This window comes from Rhizobium sp. AG207R (assembly GCF_027109195.1).
Classification (GTDB): Bacteria; Pseudomonadota; Alphaproteobacteria; order Rhizobiales; family Rhizobiaceae; genus Rhizobium; species Rhizobium dioscoreae.
This window is the reverse complement of record NZ_JAEPVT010000007.1, coordinates 171534-189192: the sequence shown is the minus strand read 5'-3', so window position 1 is coordinate 189192 and position 17659 is coordinate 171534. Positions and strand designations below refer to the sequence as shown.

The 17659-nt window shown below is 60.1% G+C and carries 16 protein-coding genes; 13 read left to right on the top strand and 3 right to left on the bottom strand.

Annotated elements, in window-relative coordinates:
• Window positions 1-89 precede the first annotated feature (89 nt).
• From JJQ51_RS18240 to JJQ51_RS18220, 5 genes are all read left to right on the top strand, one after another.
• A complete protein-coding gene (locus JJQ51_RS18240) occupies window positions 90-1940 on the top strand; it encodes a potassium/proton antiporter (protein WP_269245047.1) in 1851 nt (616 codons plus the stop codon).
• Window positions 1941-2011: 71 nt separating this feature from the next.
• Entirely contained in the window at window positions 2012-3214 is a 1203-nt protein-coding gene (locus JJQ51_RS18235) for a phosphoglycerate kinase (RefSeq protein WP_269245046.1), read from the top strand.
• A 213-nt stretch (window positions 3215-3427) separates the two neighbouring features.
• Entirely contained in the window at window positions 3428-4453 is a 1026-nt protein-coding gene (locus JJQ51_RS18230; protein WP_113355191.1) for a class I fructose-bisphosphate aldolase, read from the top strand.
• 410 nt (window positions 4454-4863) lie between these two features.
• Entirely contained in the window at window positions 4864-6048 is a 1185-nt protein-coding gene (locus JJQ51_RS18225) for a serine hydrolase domain-containing protein (protein ID WP_269245045.1), read from the top strand.
• Between the two features lie 179 nt (window positions 6049-6227).
• Entirely contained in the window at window positions 6228-7145 is a 918-nt protein-coding gene (locus JJQ51_RS18220; protein ID WP_113389159.1) for a PhzF family phenazine biosynthesis protein, read from the top strand.
• A 48-nt stretch (window positions 7146-7193) separates the two neighbouring features.
• Here the strand turns inward: JJQ51_RS18220 and JJQ51_RS18215 are convergent, their stop codons facing one another.
• Complete coding sequence (locus JJQ51_RS18215; RefSeq protein WP_269245044.1) at window positions 7194-7355, bottom strand: hypothetical protein; 162 nt, start codon at window positions 7353-7355, stop codon at window positions 7194-7196.
• 225 nt (window positions 7356-7580) lie between these two features.
• On the opposite strand from JJQ51_RS18215, the gene JJQ51_RS18210 reads away from it, so the two are divergent.
• The 4 genes from JJQ51_RS18210 (at window position 7581) to JJQ51_RS18195 (ending at window position 12189) form a co-directional block, all read left to right on the top strand.
• Window positions 7581-8855 carry an MFS transporter gene (locus JJQ51_RS18210; protein WP_113330374.1) on the top strand — a complete coding sequence of 425 codons (1275 nt, stop codon included), beginning with the start codon at window positions 7581-7583 and terminating at the stop codon, window positions 8853-8855.
• Between the two features lie 29 nt (window positions 8856-8884).
• Window positions 8885-9076 carry a DUF1192 domain-containing protein gene (locus JJQ51_RS18205; RefSeq protein WP_069611864.1) on the top strand — a complete coding sequence of 64 codons (192 nt, stop codon included), beginning with the start codon at window positions 8885-8887 and terminating at the stop codon, window positions 9074-9076.
• Between the two features lie 384 nt (window positions 9077-9460).
• Window positions 9461-9976, top strand: a complete 516-nt coding sequence (rcdA, locus tag JJQ51_RS18200) for a protease adaptor protein RcdA (RefSeq protein WP_113330375.1) — start codon at window positions 9461-9463, stop codon at window positions 9974-9976.
• Between the two features lie 275 nt (window positions 9977-10251).
• Window positions 10252-12189, top strand: coding sequence for an elongation factor G (locus JJQ51_RS18195; protein WP_269245043.1), 1938 nt, complete (start codon window positions 10252-10254; stop codon window positions 12187-12189).
• A gap of 75 nt (window positions 12190-12264) precedes the next feature.
• Here JJQ51_RS18195 and rpmE read toward each other — a convergent pair whose 3' ends face one another.
• Entirely contained in the window at window positions 12265-12486 is a 222-nt protein-coding gene (gene rpmE / locus JJQ51_RS18190; protein ID WP_034503571.1) for a 50S ribosomal protein L31, read from the bottom strand.
• A gap of 175 nt (window positions 12487-12661) precedes the next feature.
• On the opposite strand from rpmE, the gene JJQ51_RS18185 reads away from it, so the two are divergent.
• From JJQ51_RS18185 to JJQ51_RS18170, 4 genes are all read left to right on the top strand, one after another.
• Window positions 12662-14482, top strand: a complete 1821-nt coding sequence (locus JJQ51_RS18185) for an ABC transporter transmembrane domain-containing protein (RefSeq protein WP_442967326.1) — start codon at window positions 12662-12664, stop codon at window positions 14480-14482.
• Between the two features lie 108 nt (window positions 14483-14590).
• Window positions 14591-14779 (top strand): YegP family protein, encoded by a 189-nt coding sequence (locus JJQ51_RS18180; RefSeq protein WP_015341032.1) that lies wholly within the window; start codon window positions 14591-14593, stop codon window positions 14777-14779.
• Between the two features lie 248 nt (window positions 14780-15027).
• Window positions 15028-15366 carry a YciI family protein gene (locus tag JJQ51_RS18175; RefSeq protein WP_113330377.1) on the top strand — a complete coding sequence of 113 codons (339 nt, stop codon included), beginning with the start codon at window positions 15028-15030 and terminating at the stop codon, window positions 15364-15366.
• 7 nt (window positions 15367-15373) lie between these two features.
• Entirely contained in the window at window positions 15374-16621 is a 1248-nt protein-coding gene (locus JJQ51_RS18170) for an RNA polymerase sigma factor (RefSeq protein WP_113389162.1), read from the top strand.
• 4 nt (window positions 16622-16625) lie between these two features.
• On the opposite strand, the gene JJQ51_RS18165 is transcribed toward JJQ51_RS18170, so the two are convergent.
• The gene (locus tag JJQ51_RS18165; protein WP_113389163.1) at window positions 16626-17657 is read right to left on the bottom strand and encodes a peptidoglycan -binding protein; all 1032 of its coding nucleotides are present in this window, start codon (window positions 17655-17657) and stop codon (window positions 16626-16628) included.
• Window positions 17658-17659: the final 2 nt, after the last annotated feature.

Genomic DNA, 17659 nt, shown 5'->3' with positions numbered 1-17659 from the left:
TGACCGGCAAGACTGCATGATGGGATGACGAAGGGACTTCCGCATTCCGGGCTTTTGGCCCAGCGGCGCACGGAAAAGGGGAAGAAAAGGTGGAGGCATTTTACGTCATCGTGCTGATCAGCACGGTTCTCATACTCATTGCAGCCTTCTCCAGCCTTCTTGCTTTCCGCTTCGGCGCCCCCCTGCTGCTGCTCTTCCTGATGATCGGCCTTGCCGCCGGCACGGACGGGCTCGGCATTGAATTCTCCAACAATTATCTCGCCTATATTCTCGGCTCTCTGGCGCTAGCCATCATTCTCTTCGATTCCGGCTATGGCACGCCGATCCAGGCCTTCAAGCTTGCTGCGGCGCCCGCGCTGACCATCGCCTCCGTCGGCGTTATCGTAACGGCCGCATTGTTCGGCCTTGCCGCCACCTGGCTGCTTGGCTTCACCTGGCTTCAGGGGCTGCTGCTCGGCTCCATCGTCGCCTCAACGGACGCAGCCGCCGTCTTCTTCCTGCTGCGCATCGGCGGCATCAATATCCGTGACAAGGTACGCTCGACGCTGGAAGTCGAATCCGGCACCAACGATCCGATGGCAATCTTTCTAACACTCGCCTTGGTCGAGCTGCTCGCAAGCGGCGAAGGCTATGCCGGCATCAACCTCGCCATGCTCGCCACCTTCGTCCAGCAGATGGGGCTAGGCGTCATACTCGGCCTGCTCGGCGGCATGATGATCGTCCTCATCGTCGGCCGCTTGGAAACCGACCGCGGCCTGACCCCTATCTTCGTGCTGGCGCTGGCACTCCTCGTCTTCTCGTTTACCGGCGCCGTCGGCGGCAGCGGCTTCCTGGCCGTCTATGTCGCAGGCATCTATGCCGGCAATCGCAAGCTGCCCGCATCCGCCTCGATCAAGCGTTTCCAGGACGGCATGACCTGGCTGGCGCAGATCATCATGTTTCTCGTACTCGGTCTGCTCGCCACGCCATCGGAATTTCCGGCGATCGCCATCCCCGCCATCGCGCTGGCACTGTTCCTGATCTTCGTTGCTCGGCCGATCGCCGTCTGGCTCTGCGTGCTGCCCTTCGACTATACGCAGCGGGAAACCGGTTTCGTCGCCTGGGTCGGTCTGCGCGGCGCCGTCTCCATTCTTCTGGCGATCATGCCGATCCTCGGCGGCCTGCAGGCGGGGCAAACCTATTTCAACGTTGCCTTCATCGTCGTGCTGGTGTCGCTGCTCGTCCAGGGCTGGACCATCAAGCCGATGGCGCGCCGGCTTGGTCTCATCATTCCCCCGCGCATGGGGGCGATCGACAAGGTCGAGGTCGACCTGCCGGGCACGGTCAACCACGAACTCCTCTCCTATCGTGTCGTGAAGGACAGCCCGGTCCTGCGCGGCGAACGCATTCCGCGCTGGGCAACACCATCGCTCATCGTCCGCGACGGCAAGTCCATGCGCTATCAATATGCCGGCCGCCTGCGCGAAAACGATATCGTCTATCTTTTCGTCTCCCCCAATTATTCGCGCCTTCTCGACCGCATCTTCGCCAGCCGCGCGCCGGTCGATCCCGAGGATGCCGAATTCTTCGGTGCCTTCTCGATCTCGCCGCTGCGCCCCGCCGCCGATCTCGACGCTGCCTATGGACCGGGATTGCTAAGCGAACAGGAGAAAGGGCTCACCATAGCGGAGCTCATGCGCCATCGTCTCGGTGGCAAGGCCGACTATGCGGATCGCGTTCGTCTCGGCGAGATCATCCTTATCGTCAGGGATCTCGACGAGAACGATCATATCCAATCCGTCGGCATGTCGCTCGAGGCGGTGGAACCGCCCGTCATCATGCCGATCTTCATCAATCTCCATGATATTTTGAAGAGCGCCCGCGCCTATCTGCAGAAGCGCCGCGAGCGTGCGCATGAAGCTGTTTCAAGCGATTCGTCGACGGGCAAAAACGACGTCTGAACGCCTTGCGTCTGCGATCATCCGTAGTATGGTCGGCGCGCTTTTCGCCACCAACAATATTGGATCCTCCCATGGCAGCCTTCAAAACTCTCGACGATCTCACCGACATCTCCGGCAAGCGCGTACTGGTACGCGTCGACCTCAACGTGCCGGTCAAGGATGGCAAGGTCACCGATGCGACCCGCATCGAACGTGTCGCCCCGACGATTCTCGAATTGTCCGAAAAGGGTGCCAAGGTCATCCTGCTTGCCCATTTCGGCCGGCCGAAGGATGGCCCCTCCCCGGACCTCTCCCTCGGCCTCATCATACCGGCCGTCGAAGAAGTTCTGGATCACGCCGTTCTCTTCGCCTCCGACTGCATCGATGCTCCGGCTGCCGACGCCGTTGCCAAGATGAACAACGGCGACATCCTGCTGCTGGAAAACACCCGCTTCCACAAGGAAGAGGAAAAGAACGACGCGGCCTTCACCAGGGCACTTGCCGCCAATGGCGATATCTACGTCAACGATGCCTTCTCCGCTGCCCATCGCGCCCATTCCTCGACCGAGGGTCTCGCCCACCTGCTGCCGGCCTATGCGGGCCGCACGATGCAGGCAGAGCTTGAAGCCCTGGAAAAGGGCCTCGGCAATCCGGTCCGCCCGGTCGTCGCCATCGTCGGCGGCGCCAAGGTTTCCACCAAGATCGACCTTCTGACGAACCTGGTGAAGAAGGTCGATGCGCTCGTCATCGGCGGCGGCATGGCCAACACCTTCCTCGCCGCCCGAGGCACCAATGTCGGCAAATCGCTCTGCGAACATGACCTTGCAGACACAGCCAAGCAGATCATGATCGAGGCCGCCACAGCCGGCTGCGCGATCGTGCTGCCTGAGGACGGCGTCGTCGCTCGCGAATTCAAGGCCGGTGCCGACAACGAAATCGTCGCGATCGAAGCGATCCCCGCCGATGCCATGGTCCTCGATGTCGGTCCGAAGTCCGTCGAAGCCGTCAAGAACTGGATCGGCCGTGCCACGACGCTGGTCTGGAACGGCCCGCTCGGCGCCTTCGAAATCACGCCTTTCGATGCCGCAACCGTCGCAGTTGCCAAATATGCCGCCGAATGCACCAAGTCCGGCAAGTTGACCTCGGTCGCCGGCGGCGGCGACACGGTTTCGGCGCTCAACCATGCCGGCGTTGCCGACGACTTCACCTATGTCTCGACGGCGGGCGGCGCGTTCCTCGAATGGATGGAAGGCAAGGTTCTGCCGGGTGTCGCAGTTCTGCGGGCCAGCAAATAAACAAGCCTTATCACGGTGAACGATGCGGGCCGCGAAAGCTAAAGCTTTCGCGGCTTTTCCATGAGTGCTAGGATTACATGAAAGACTTTCAAACGGTTGAAATCATTTCAATCGTTTCAATTAGTTAGCCTCCCATTTCCCTCCTTCTACACTTCTGTTATCGCCGATCTATATTGTTCTTGTCGCCGAATGAAATCGCCTTGGAGAAACAAAATGAGCGAACGAATTGAAGACATTGCCGTAAAGATGGTTGCTGGTGGCAAGGGCCTCCTGGCGGCGGACGAATCCACCGCCACGATCAAGAAGCGCTTCGACGCCATCTCTCTCGTATCAACGGAAGAGAGCCGCCGCGACTATCGCGAAATGCTCTTCCGCTCCGACGACGCAATGAAGAAGTACATCTCCGGCGTCATCCTCTATGAGGAAACCCTCTTCCAGAAGGCCGCCGACGGCACCCCCTTCGTCGATATCATCAAGGCTGCCGACAGCATTCCCGGCATCAAGGTCGATGTCGGCGCCAAGCCGCTCGCCGCCTTCCCCGGCGAAACCGTTACCGAAGGCCTGGACGGCCTCGCGGATCGTCTGGCGAAATATTATGACGCCGGCGCCCGCTTCGCCAAGTGGCGTGGCGTGATCGCCGTTTCCGATACGCTGCCGACCTATGGCGCCATCAAGGCCAACGCCCACGCGCTTGCCCGTTATGCCGCCCTCTGCCAGCAGGCCAAGATCGTCCCGATCGTTGAACCGGAAGTGCTGATGGATGGCGAACCCGGCACGCAGAGCCTCGATCGCAGCGAGGAAGTCACCCGCTGGACGCTGCAGATCGTCTTCCAGGAACTCGCAGAAGCCCGCATCAAGCTCGAAGGCATGATCCTCAAGCCGAGCATGGTCATCGACGGCAAGAAGGTCCGCAAGGCCTCGGTCGAGCAGGTCGCCGAGCGCACCGTCAAGGTTTTGAAGGAAACCGTTCCGTCGGCCGTTCCCGGCATCGCCTTCCTCTCCGGCGGCCAGTCCACCGAAGAGGCGACGGCCCATCTCTCCGCCATCAACTCCGGTTATGAACTGCCCTGGAAAGTGACCTTCTCCTATGGTCGCGCCCTGCAGGACAGCGCGCTGAAGGCATGGGGCGGCAAGCCGGAAAACGTTGCCGCCGGCCAACGTGCTTTCACCCATCGCGCCGAGATGAACTATCTCGCCGCCAAGGGTAGCTGGACGAAGGATCGCGAACAGGCGGCCTGATGTCAGCTGGAGCAAGTCCAGGAAAAGGGTACTGCAATTTTCTCGGAATTGCTTGGAAACAAAGGGATAGAGTGGTTCGATGACGCTGTGAAAAGCTGAACCACTTGAGTATTCGAATGAACGAAAAGCCTCGGTCGCGATGCGACCGAGGCTTTTTTGCTTTCGGGGAATAGCCAGCTCGGCGTTCAGAACAGAGCAAGTCACATCTGTCACAATGACAAGAATAGGCTTGCCGTGATATCGGAAAACAATCCGTGTCAAATGGATGTTACGAAAACACGGCACTGGATTGTCCCATTTATAATAAAGGGGCCAAATAGAGGGGTTGCCATATGCTTGCCTGGCGCAGTTTTGTTGCTGTTCTTTCTGTATTCTTAGTTGCACAAATAGACACTTCTCGCGCCCAACAATTGCAGACGGCCGTTCCCATCTTTTCCGCGACAGGACCGGATGCAGAGGCTTACGGTGAGAAACTCGGCTATCCCGTCGGCCTGCCGCTGAGCGAACAACGGAACATGATCGGCAATTTCAGTCACGCCGATAAGCTTGCGCCAACGCATATGATCGCCGCCGCCGAGCATCCGCTACTCCTCTTACGCGCGCCGTCCGAGATTTCGGTCAAGTTCACGTTCGGCACGGAAACCGGCTCCTTGTCGAAATATCTCGCCACCAATCCCACCACTGGCCTGCTGATTGCCCACAACGACACGATCCTGTTCGAACATTACCAATATGGCCGCACCGACCGCGACCGGCTTGTCTCGCAATCCATGGCGAAAACCTTGACCGCCATGATGATCGGAATTGCGATTTCCGAGGGCGCCATCCATTCGATCGACGATACGGTTGAGACCTATGTGCCGGAACTGAAAGGCACAGAGATGGGCGTTACGCCGATCCGCGCATTGCTGCATATGGCTTCCGGCATTGCCTTCACCGAAAACTTCGGCAACCCCGACGACAACGTTCATCTCAGCAATTCATTGCTCGGCCCGGAAAAACTCGACCCCATTACGGCCGTATCGCGGTTCAACAAGCGGGTCGCTCCTCCCGATACGGTGTGGCACTATAGCAATCTTGACACCGAAGGGCTGAGCTTGGTCCTGACCCACGCCACCCATATGAGCATGGCGGATTATCTCCAGACCCGCATCTGGCAGCCGATGGGTGCGGAAGCCAGCGCGAACTGGCAGGTCGACAGCACCGGCCAAGAGGTCGGCTACTGCTGCTTCAGCGCGACACTTCGCGATTATGCCCGCTTTGGCCTGCTGCTCGCGCATGACGGCGCCTTGAACGGCCGGCAGATCATACCCCGCCAATGGCTGTTGGATGCCACGGAGCCGGTCAAGCAAGGTTCGTTCCTGGCGGTCAATCACGAAACGAACCCCTGGGGCTACGGCTATCAGACCTGGCTGATGCCCGGTCCGCGCCGAACGTTTTTCCTGGACGGCAAAGCCGGCCAGCGCATCCTGGTCGACCCGACGACACATCTGGTTCTCGTACACACTGCGGTCCGTGCGAAGCCCGGCGATGTCGGCAGTGCCGAGCTCGTCGAGCTCTGGTCCAGCGTGCTCAAACAGTTCCAGAGCAATTGAAGCGATCTTCACGCGTGCTGCAGAAAACCCGTTCTCCCGTTGAGGAGAAGGGGTTGGAATAAGAGGCTGCCTTCGCCAGAACCGTTAGCCAACTTGTCACGGACACAAGTTCCAGCTTTCAAGCTTGCCCGAGCAGCGGCTAAATCCTGGCAGTTCCACCAAAGCTGCCGGGAGCCGTCATGAACACCGTTGCCTACGTCACCGTCGACGTCTTCACATCCGAACGCTTCGTCGGCAATCCCCTGGCCGTCATTCCCGATGCCCGCGGTCTCGACAGCGGCGCCATGCAGAAGATCGCAGCCGAATTCTGCTATTCGGAAACGACCTTCGTGCTGCCGGCGGAAAACCCGGAGCATACGGCCCACGTCCGCATCTTCACGCCCACGGCCGAAATCCCTTTTGCCGGCCATCCCAATGTCGGCACCGCCTTCGTCCTCGGCCAGCAGCAAGCGATCTTCGGAAAATCCATAAGCGACAGGCTGATCTTCGAAGAGGATGCCGGGCTTGTCGAGGTAACGTTGTTGCGCAACGGTGGCGGCGTCTCCGGCGCAAGCATCCGCGCACCGGGCAGGCTTACGATCGGCGAAACCATTGCCGACGAACTGATTGCCGCTTGCGTGCAGATCGATCCGCAATCGATCCGCCACACAACCCATGCGCCGACTTTCGCGTCCGTCGGCCTGCCTTTCGCCTTCGCAGAGCTGGATAGCCTCGAAACGCTCGCCAAGGCATGGCCGAACGCCGCCGTTTTTGCTGAAGCGGCCGCACGCCACAAGGAAGACAAGACCGGCTTTTCGCTCTTTCTCTATGTGCGCTCGGCGGAAAATCCGTGGACTATTCGCGCCCGCATGTTTGCCCCGCTCGACAACGTTACGGAAGACCCGGCGACCGGCAGCGCCTCTGCCGCGATCGGCGCCTATCTGACTTCCCTGCTGCCGGCACAGGATGCGGAGATAAAAATCACCATCGAACAGGGCGTGGAGATGGGAAGACGCAGCCTTATCGGCGTTGATGTCAGGAAATCTGCCGGCACGGTAAACGAAGTCTTGCTGTCGGGCAGCTGCGTCTCCCTCATGCGCGGAGAGATCCAACTTTAGGCAGCCGCGCGTGGCGGCGCTGAAGCCCTGAATTTAGCCTAAAATGCGCTAAAACACCTCGTTGATAACGAGCGCCACCGTCCAGACGGCAAAGGCGAAGATAGCGATCTTCCAGAAATCGGCCCTGTGCCTCAAGCCCGGTAGCCCCAAAGGCTTGATGATGTGCACCGCCATGGCGAGCAGAAGCAGCATCGCTATGGCTTTTGTCACGCTATTTTTCCCCGTTTATGCAAGAGTGAGTGCAGCCGCGACCAAAAACCGCTGCACGCCTTTCGCGATCATGCTCTAATCGTCATAGGACGGACATTTTTCCGCGCCAACAGACTGTTTCTACAGGCCGATAGCGGCAATCCGGGACACAATCAATAGCGAATGCAGGCAGGGCACGATCCTGTCTTTCGGCTCCTTAAATGGAGCGGCATGAAGGTGGGGAGCATGAAAAGAAACATATTGCCGGTACTCGCTCTGCTGTTCGGCACGCTGTTCCTGTTTACGGGCAATGGCCTGCACAGCCTGCTGCTGCCTGTGCGCGGCACGGCCGAAGGCTATGCGACGACGACGCTCGGCCTGCTCGGCACCACCTGGGCGACGGGTTTCGTCCTCGGCTGCCTGACGGCGCCGAAACTGGTCCGGCGCATAGGCCATGTGCGTGCCTTTTCGGGCTTCATCTCCGTCATCGCCATTATCGCGCTTTTGACCGGCATTATCGTCGACCCCATCTGGTGGGTGGCGTTGCGTGCCGTGACCGGCTTCTGCACGGCCGGCACTTCGATGATCATCGAAAGCTGGCTCAACGAACGCGCCACCAATGAAAGCCGTGGTGCGATCTTCTCGCTCTATATCGGCATCACCCTCATCGGCGCCGTCGCCGGCCAGATGATGGTGCCCTTCGCCGATGTCCATACGCCCATCCTCTTCATGGTGTGCGGCATCTGCTATTGTATCGCCATGCTGCCGACCACGCTGTCGACCGCCGCCTCGCCGCAGCCGCTGAAGGCCGTCAGCCTCGACCTGAGGGCGCTCTACCGCAACTCGCCCGTCGCCTCGATCGGCATCCTGCTCGTCGGCATCGCCAATGGCGCATACGGCACGCTCGGCGCCGTCTTCGGCGCCAAGGCCGGCCTTTCAGAAGGCGATATCGCGCTGATGATGAGCTCGACCATCTTTGCCGGCGCCGTGATGCAGCTGCCGGCCGGCCGCCTGTCCGATCGCATCGACCGCCGCTACGTGCTTGCGGGCATGGCTGCAATCGCAGCCCTCGACGGCCTGCTGCTCTTCCTGTTGAAGCCGGGCAGCCCGGCTTTCCTCATCAGCATGGTCGTCATCTATGGCGCCGTCGCCAACACCCTCTATCCGATTGCCGTCGCCCATGCCAACGACTTCGCCGCGCCGGAGGATTTCGTCAAAGTGTCGGGCGGCCTGCTACTGCTCTATGGCATCGGCACGATCATCGGCCCGACTCTGAGCGGCCCGGTCATGTCCTCCATCGGCCCCTACTCGCTGTTCTTCGTCACCGCCATCGCCCATGTGCTGATTACCTCCTATTCGATCTTCCGCAGCCGCATGCGTGCCGCAAAGCCGGCGGGCGATCGTGACGCCTACACGACCATGCCGTCGGCCAACGCGCAGATGATCACGCCGGAGAGCATGGCGCTCGCACGCAGCGAGACTTCAAAAAAGGACGATATAACTGTAAATTACGGCACCTGATCCCCTGACAAGGGAAAGGAGGAGCCGAAATGAGCCTATTCGATGATGATCGTCCCAAGCAGCCGTCCGCCCACGAGATCGGTAGTGACCTGTCGTTACTGTCGGTGGACGAGCTGAAAAGTCGCGTCGCATTGCTTCAGGGCGAGATAGCCCGGCTGGAAGAGGAAATCGCCACCAAGACCTCCGGCCGAAAGGCGGCGGATAGTCTTTTCCGCTTCTGACGCACCGTTCCAAGGTGGCTTGCCATAGCACGAAATCCGTGCGGGGGAGTCCAGGATCAAGGCATGGTCAACTCAATATTAAGCTTTACGACATATTACTATGACCATCCAGATTCGCTCTGGACTCAGACAGTTCCTCCACTTGGCGAATTGGTCTGATTTTTCTCCCTGTTTTACCTTGAGAGCCGCTTTTGCGGCTCTTCTTTTTTGTCCTGTATCGCGGACCTCGCCGAAACTGTGGAGATTAACCCTTTCTTAAGAATCGCCTTGCGAATTTCAGTTAAAACAACCATCTTAAAGTCATAAAAGCGGATGCCGAAAGCTCTTAGGGACTTGACCGGCTTTTCCTGAACAAAAGTGTTGCGTGAAGCAGGGATTTATTCGATGTCGGAACTTGGGTTGAACACGATCAGCTTTGCTGGCCACGCCGCATCGTCGGCGCAGTTCAGGGCGCTTTATTCTGAAGGCATGTCGCTGGTCGAAGAAACCGCCGGTTATCTCGACGGCCAGGGCCGCGCCGCTTCGAAGGTTCTGCCGCGCATGGCTTCCGTGCTTTATGCCGCCGAATCCATGCGGCTGACCACCCGTCTGATGCAGATGGCCTCCTGGCTGCTGCTGCAGCGCGCCGTCAACAATGGCGAAATGTCGCGCGATCAGGTATTGGCCGAAAAGAACAAGGTTCGCCTCGACGGCTTCAACGTCGACCGCAACGCGCCGGGCTGGAATGACCTGCCGGAATCCTTCCGTGATCTCGTGGAGCGTTCGCTGCGCCTGCAGAACCGCGTTGCCATTCTCGATCGCGAAATCTACCGCCCGACGGAAGCTGCTATCGTTCCGGACAACCAGAACAGCGTCAAGGCACAGCTAACCCTGCTGCAGACCGCATTTGGCGGCAACTGAGCTTCAGACAATCCGCAATGATTTCAAACCGGCCGCGCCTGACGTGGCCGGTTTTGTTTTGAGCAATCATCCAGCGCTCCGAAAAGCCGTGCGCAGAGTTAGGCCTGAAGTTGAAGCCGGGCCTAACTTGACGGATTCCGTGAAACCTCTGTAAAAAAGAGTGCGTGCTTCTATCAAGGGAGGAGCAGGCCAATATCGAATGTGCGTGGAGGACCCAATGCGCCGACTCACTTCTCACGAAAATCAAATCCGAAATTCTGAGAAGATGATGAACCATGCGCACATTGAATCTGGGCATCCTCGCCCATGTAGACGCGGGCAAGACTAGCCTTACGGAACGGCTCCTTTTTGACACCGGCATAATCGACAAACTCGGCAGCGTCGACGCCGGCAGCACGCAGACCGATAGTCTCGAACTCGAAAGACAACGCGGCATCACCATCGCCGCCGCGGTGGTTTCCTTCATCGTCGGTGACGTCACGGTGAACCTCATTGATACGCCTGGCCATCCGGACTTCATCGCCGAGATCGAACGGGTGCTGCAGCTGCTCGATGCGGCAGTGGTCGTCGTGTCTGCAGTCGAGGGCGTGCAGCCACAGACGCGCGTGCTTGTGAAAGCATTGCGACGCCTCGGGATCCCCTTCATATTCTTCGTCAACAAGGTCGACCGCCTCGGCGCACGCTATGATGAGGTGCTTGAGGATATGGCGACCCAGCTGGCGGTCCGCCCCATTGCAATGTCGATCGTCCATGCTGCCGGCAGCAGGCTCGCCACCGTGGAAGCTGCCGATCTCGGCGGCGATCCGCATTTCTCGCGTCTGTGCGAAGCACTTTCAATCAACGACGAGGCTTTGCTGGAAGATTATGTTCTGGCTCCCGAGCGCCTGACACGACAGAGGCTGGAACAAGCCTTGGCCGATCAGGTAGCGAAGTCCTCTATCCATCCGGCATTTGCCGGTGCGGCGACGCGGGGTCTCGGGATCTCTGCCTTGATCTCGGCAATCGAAACCCTGCTGCCGAGCCGGCAGCCGAACCATGACGACCCGGTTTCCGGGACGATCTTCAAGATTGAACGCGGGTGGGGCGGCGAGAAGCTCGCCTACCTCTATCTGGCATCGGGCACGATCAACCTTCGAGATGATATCGAAACTCCTCGCGGCTCGGCGAAGATCGGCAGTCTTCAGCTTTTCCGCGATGGCAAAGCGGACAAGGTTTCGCAGGTTCACGCGGGGCAGATCGCCAAGGTCGGCGGGCTCGCAAATGCCCGCATCGGAGATTGGATCGGCATCGAAGGGCCGCCCGGCACGCTTCGCCACTTCGCGCCGCCGACCTTGGAAACCCGCATTCGCGCCCTGCGCCCTTCAGAAAACGCAGCACTCTGGCTGGCCCTAGGGCAACTTGCAGAGCAGGATCCGCTCATCAACCTGCGCGCCAATGAGGAAACAGGCGACATATATGTCTCGCTCTATGGCGAAGTGCAGAAGGAGGTCATCCAGGCAACCCTCTCGACCGAGTTCGGCCTCGACATCGCCTTCGAGGAAAGCACCGTCATCTATGTCGAAAGGCCGGCTGGAACGGGAAGCGCGGTTGAGCACATATTCAAGGAGCCCAATCCGTTTCTCGCAACCGTCGGATTGCGCGTCGAGCCACGGCCGGAAGGCAGCGGAAACAGCTTTGCCCTCGAGGTGGATGTCGGCCAGATGCCGGCAAGCTTCTATCGGGCAGTCGAGGAAGCTACGTTCGAAACGCTCAAGGAAGGTCTTTTCGGCTGGCAGATCATCGATTGCCACGTCGCCATGACGGCGGCGCGGCAAAGTTCGCCGGCGAGCACGGCGGTCGACTTCCGCAAGCTGACGCCGCTGGTGCTCGCATCCGCGCTTTCATCCGCACAGACGATCCTATGCGAGCCTATCGAGCATTTTCACGTCGAGATACCGGCAACGGCGTTGGCTGGCGTGCACAGCCTGCTCGCGAAATCCGGCGCATCGATGAGAAGATCGCTGATCGACGATGGTATCGCACGACTGGAGGGCACGGTGGCATCATCGATGATCCACACGATCCAAAGGCAATTGCCGGGATTGTCGGGCGGAGCCGGCGTCCTGGAGCACGCCTTCGATCACCATATGCCCTTATCGGGTCCGCACCGTGTACGGGAGCGCGCAGCGGCAAATCCGTTCGATCGCGCGGATTACCTGCGACGTGTGCGATGAGGGTGCGAGGCTCTGTATCAACGCAAAAAAGCCCGGCTAAGCCGGGCTCTTTTCAAGCGGCAAATCGCAATGCGATTAGATGCCGAGACCGCCGAAGCGCTTGTTGAACTTCGAAACGCGGCCGGCACGGTCCATCATCTGCTGGTTGCCGCCGGTCCAAGCCGGATGGGACTTGGAGTCGATTTCGAGGTTCATGACAGCGCCTTCAGAACCCCAGGTCGAGCGGGTTTCATATTCGGTGCCGTCGGTCATGACCACCTTGATGGTGTGGTAGTCGGGATGGATGTTGGCCTTCATAACAATCTTCCTGTCATGCCAGGGTCCATTTGTCGCAAGGCATTGCGGCAACCGAACCGATTGAATAAATGAAGCCGCAGTCCGTTAAAGGCCACGGCTTCCAATTAAGATGGCGTGCCTATACATGAAGGCAGCGGCGATAACAAGGGGCGAAAACGTCGAGTCCCTTGCTGATATGGGGATTGGAGACGACTTGTCAGAGACTGGCCAGGCTGAGGAAAAGAAAAACCGTTCGATCCGTCCTCTTGGGCGACTGACGCCATACCTCAGGCGATATCGGGGCATGGTGGCAGGCGCGATCATATCGCTCGTCATCGCCGCCGTTACCTCGCTCGCCTTGCCGGTCGCCGTCCGCCGCATGATCGATCACGGCTTCGATCAGGCCGATCGCGGTCTGATCGACAGCTACTTCGTAGCGATCATGATCATGGCCCTGTTGCTCGCGGCTGCAAGCGCGCTGCGCTATTACTTCGTCATCTCCATCGGCGAGCGCATCGTCTCCGATATGCGCCGCGAAGTCTTCGACCACGTAACGCGGCTGTCGCCCTCCTTCTTCGACGTCAATCAATCCGGCGAGATCGTCTCGCGGCTGACGGCGGATACGACGCAGATCAAGTCTGCGGTCGGTGCAACAGCTTCCGTGGCGCTGCGCAACCTGATCCTCTGTCTCGGGGCCGTGATCATGATGATCGTCACCAGTCCGAAGCTCTCGAGCATCGTGCTGATCGCGATCCCGATCATTGTCCTGCCGCTTGTCAGTTTCGGCCGTTCGGTGCGCAAGCGCTCGCGTGCCGCGCAGGAGACACTGGCGCAGGCATCCGCCTATGCCAACGAGACCATCGCGGCCAACCGCACCATTCAGGCCTATAATGGCGAGGATGCCGCGGCGCGGCGCTATGGCAGCGCCGTCGAGGATGCCTATCAGGCGGCGCGCGCGGCGATCAGATCCCGCTCGCTGCTGACGGGCTTCGCCATTGCCATGGTCTTCGGCAGCATCGTCGCTGTTCTCTGGGTCGGGGCGCAGAATGTGCTTGCCGGCACCATGTCTGCCGGCACGCTTGGCCAGTTTCTCCTCTATTCCGTCATCGCTGGCTCTTCGCTGGGCTCACTATCGGAAGTCTGGGGCGAGCTCTCTCAGGCCGCAGGTGCTGCCGATCGCTTGGGCGAGTTGCTTGCCGAAGTGTCTCCCATTGCCGCCCCCGCCAATCCCCTGCCCTTGCCGCAACCGCCGCAGGGTCGCGTGGAATTTTCCGACGTCCACTTCTCCTACCCGTCACGACCGAACAGATCGGCGCTGCATGGGCTCTCCTTCTCCGTGAAGCCGGGGGAGACGGTCGCGATCGTCGGCGCGTCGGGCGCCGGCAAGAGCACCATCTTTTCGCTGCTGCTGCGCTTTTACGATCCGCAGAAGGGCCACGTCGCCCTGGATGGTGTCGATGCGCGCGATGTGCTGCCGGATGCCCTGCGTGAGCGCATCGCAATTGTCCCTCAGGACACCACCATCTTCGCAGCCTCCATTCATGACAACGTCGCCTTCGGCCGCCCTGGCGCCTCGCGCGACGAGGTGCGCGCCGCCGCGATCGCCGCGCAGGCGGACGAGTTCATTTCACGCCTTGAACAAGGCTATGATACGCAGGTCGGCGAGCGCGGTGTCACTCTTTCAGGCGGCCAGCGCCAGCGCGTCGCCATTGCCCGCGCCATCCTGAAGAATGCGCCAATCCTGCTGCTCGATGAAGCAACCTCCGCTCTCGATGCCGAAAGCGAGACGCTCGTTCAGAAGGCGCTGGAGGGCTTGATGGAGGCGCGCACGACCCTCGTCATCGCTCACCGCCTGGCGACCGTCCTCAAGGCCGACCGCATTCTGGTGCTGGATCAGGGCCGTATCGTCGAGGAAGGCACGCACCAGAGCCTGATTCGCCACGGCGGGATCTATGCGAAGCTCGCCCGCCTGCAATTCGATGCCGGCATCGAGGAGCATATGCTCATTGCGAAATAGCGATAATCGGGCAAGTCGTGCCAAATACAACCTTGTAGAAATAGTTTCAAAGTTGAGCTAGATTTTCGGCGTTATCCCGCGCTGACGCGATTCTAGGAGACGAGAACCATGTATAAATTTGAAGTCTACAAGGACAAGGCTGGCGAGTTTCGCTTCCGCTTCAAGGCCTCGAACGGCGAAACCATGTTCGGTTCGGAAGGCTATAAGGCGAAGGCCTCGGCCCTGCATGCCATCGAATCGATCAAGGCCCACGTCGGCGGCGCCGTCATCGACGACCAGACCACCGCCACCGCATAATTCTCGCGTCACGCACTCGCTGCAAAGCCATCAACGGCTGGCTGCCCTTCGGGCATGCCGGCCGTTTGATTTTTCGGCCACAAATTTCAAAAAATCTTTCCGCGAGTGTCGAATTCACGCAGGCTCACGGCTCATCATATCGAAGCGGCAGGAAGCCGTTTTGCCAGCGGTGTTGTATATTCCGGCATTCAGCTTTGCAGGTTACGCCGTTCGGCCATCGTCAAAACTGCAAATGGGAGACTTTTCTCATGCAATATGCTTTGATTATTCGTGAATCAGCCGAGGATTTTGGGCGTCGTGCCGATCCGACTTATAAGAACGGCTGGGTCGCCTATACGCAGGCCCTTATCCAGGCCGGCATCATGACGGGGGGCGCGGGATTGACGGCGCCGGAAACGGCAACGGTCGTCCGTCGCCAGGGCGAGGACCATGAGGTAAAGGACGGTCCCTTCCCTGAAGGTAAGGAGCAGCTTGGCGGCTTCTACCTGATCGACGTGCCGGATCTCGATGCCGCGCTGGAATGGGCGCTGCGCGTCCCGATCTCCCAGCAGGGTTCGGTCGAGATACGGCCGCGACTGCAGATGTAGCCATCACATGACGTTGGATGCCGGACGCGCCGCCGAGCAAACGGCGCGTCAATCCTACGGCAAGCTGATTGCCTTTCTCGCCACACGCTTCCGCGACGTGCCGGCGGCCGAGGATGCTTTGTCCGATGCGATCGCTGCAGCGCTGAGTACTTGGCCGGAACGTGGCATTCCCGACAATCCGGAAGCCTGGCTGCTGGTTGTAGCCAAGCGTAACCTCCTTCGCCGGGTCAGGCACGAAAGCGTCAGGGCCGGAGCGCGCGACAGGATCATGATGGCCTTCGAAGAAGCGGAGGAACGCATGAATGCCGACAATTCCGCCTTTCCGGATGAGCGTCTGAAACTCCTCTTCGTCTGCGCCCATCCGGCTTTGGATCGCTCGGCTCACACCCCGCTGATGCTGCAATCCGTGCTGGCCGTCGACGCCGCGACCATCGCCAAGGCCTTCCTCGTTTCGCCGCAAGCCATGAGCCAGCGGCTGGTACGGGCAAAAATCAAGATTCGCGACGCACATATTCCCTTTATCGTTCCGGAACGGTCCGTGTTGCCGGACCGATTGGAAAGCGTGCTCTCGGCGATATATGCCGCCTATGGCCTCGGCTGGGACGGGGTCGACGGAGAGATCGGCAAGCAAGGATCCCTAGCGGATGAGGCGATCTGGCTTGGCCGCACTCTACTTGCGACCTTGCCCGAGGAACCGGAGGCTGCGGGCTTGTTATCGCTGATGCTCTACAGCCAATCCCGTCGCGCGGCACGGCGCGACGCGAATGGACGATATGTCCCTCTCGACGAGCAGGACATGGCCCTTTGGGATGCCGAAATGATCGTGGAAGCCGACAATCTGTTGCGAAGGGCCGGTGCATTCGGGCGTTTCGGTCCATTCCAGTGTCAGGCTGCGATCCAGTCCGTGCATGCCGACCGGCGACGCTCGGGCATGACCGACTGGGCCGCTCTTGCCAGGCTCTATGAAGCGCTTGTGATCATGAAGCCGACGACCGGCGCGCGCGTCAGCCACGCCGCTGTGACGGGCAGAGTGGAAGGCCCTGCTGCGGGCTTGGCTCTTCTTAACCGGATGGCCGGGCGCGACATCGTCAACTATCAGCCCTATTGGGCCGTGCGCGCTCATCTGCTGACCGAGACTGGCGATATGGAAAACGCCTCCCACGCATATCGCACCGCAATCGGCCTCAGTGACAGCGAAGCCGTGCGGCAATTCCTGCAAGCGCGCCTCGATAGTATCGCATCGCCGGAGCGATGACCGATTATTTTTCCGTCAGCTTCAGCTCGATGCGGCGGTTGGTGGCACGGGCATCCGGCGTATCGCCCGGTGCGATCGGCTGGAACTCGCCGAAGCCCGCCGCGACCAGCCTGTCGGCGGGAACGCCCTGCGAGATCAGGAACTTGACGACTGCGATGGCGCGCGCGGATGACAAAGCCCAATTGTCCGGATAACGCCCATTGCCCGAAAGCGGCACATTGTCGGTATGGCCATCGACGCGCAGTACCCAATTGATCTCGGGCGGAATTTCCTTGGAAAGATCGATGAGAGCCGCTGCAAGTTTGGTCATCTCCGTTTGGCCGGCCGGATTGAGATCGGCAGAACCCGATGGGAACAGCACTTCGGATTGGAACACGAAGCGGTCGCCGACGATGCGGATGTTATCGCGGTCGGAAAGGATTTCGCGCAGGCGTCCAAAGAAGTCGGAACGATAGCGGTTCAGCTCCTGCACACGCTGTGCCAGTGCCACATTCAGCCGCCGGCCGAGATCGGCAATCTTCACCTGCGATGACTGATCCTTGGCTTCCGATGCCTGAAGGGCAGCTTCGATAGCGGCGATCTGGCTGCGCAGGGCGGCAATCTGCTGGTTGAGCAGATCGACCTGGCTCATTGCCCGCGCGCTCACCTGCTTCTGCTCGTCAAGCTCCTGCGAAAGCGATCCGGCCCGCTGCTCTGCAGCCTGGCTGCTGCCGGAGCCTGCTGCGAGCAGGGCCTGCAGCCGCGACCGCTCAGTCTCCGCCGAGGAGAGCGACGCCTGCAGATTGGCAACGGCATCCTCCAGATCCTGTTTGCCGCCTTTTTCCAGCGCCAGCTGCTGTACCAGATCGTTGATGCGGCTGTTGAGACGATTGAGCACCTCGTCGCGCCCCGAAATCTCACGGCTGAGGATGAACTGGCCAACGACGAATACCGTCAGCAGGAACATGATCGCCATCAGCAGCGTGGACAGCGCGTCGACGAAGCCGGGCCAGTAGTCGACGCTTCTCTGATGGCGTCGGTTGCGGGCGAGCGCCATGG